1 protein-coding gene is annotated in these 658 nt (G+C 59.4%); it reads left to right on the plus strand.

What is annotated here, in order from left to right:
- Positions 1–333 precede the first annotated feature (333 nt).
- The gene (locus ACW9I6_RS32400; protein ID WP_003216918.1) at positions 334–597 is read left to right on the plus strand and encodes a hypothetical protein; all 264 of its coding nucleotides are present in this window, start codon (positions 334–336) and stop codon (positions 595–597) included.
- Positions 598–658 lie beyond the last annotated feature (61 nt).

Here is a 658-nt window from a genome sequence, read left to right on the forward strand (position 1 = left end):
GAGTTCTCCTGAAAAAACGCGGTCAACTGTGGGAGCGGGCTTGCTCGCGAAGGGGCCAGCAGCTTCACCTCAAATTTCAGCTCAAAAAAAGCCCCGATCCAGCCGTGACAGGATCGGGGCAGAGTGCTTTGTGTGAGCTGCGCATCCCGAGGGTGACCAAACCTTCAAGCTGCTTGCTTGATGCCAGTGTGCACACTCCCCTGCCTTGCGAGTTAGCCGAAAACGACCTGTTCATAGGTGTGCCGGACATTCATGCATTCAGGCCTTGCCGACTCGGTGATGGCCTACCAGAATCGACTTCAATCCCCCGCTCCCCTAACAAGGATTAACGTCATGATGCACGCGGATTTGATTGACCAGGATGACCTGCTGGGCCAGCTGCGGTCGTTGGGTTTCGAGGTGTCCAGCGGCGCTACCGCCGAGCAGGCTTGCGAGTGTGCGGTGCGCGGCTTGAGCGCGGCGCGGGCCAAGGCGCTCAAGGGTATGGTTGAGCAGATGTACACCGGCAGCGCGACGATCTTGCCGGCGGTGAGGCAGGCGATCGACAAGCAGTTGTTGCCGGCGCTGGTGCAGTTTCGGCAGAACTCTGGCGCCTGATATACCGCATTCGCGAGCAAGCCCGCTCCCACATTCGACCGCGTTCCTACTGAAAAAACGC

This window comes from Pseudomonas sp. SDO5522_S412 (assembly GCF_054071215.1).

Excerpts from the sequence above, each read along its gene's own strand:
- ACW9I6_RS32400 (WP_003216918.1), top strand. The coding sequence starts at position 334 with ATGATGCACGCGGATTTGATTGACCAGGATGACCTGCTGGGCCAGCTG.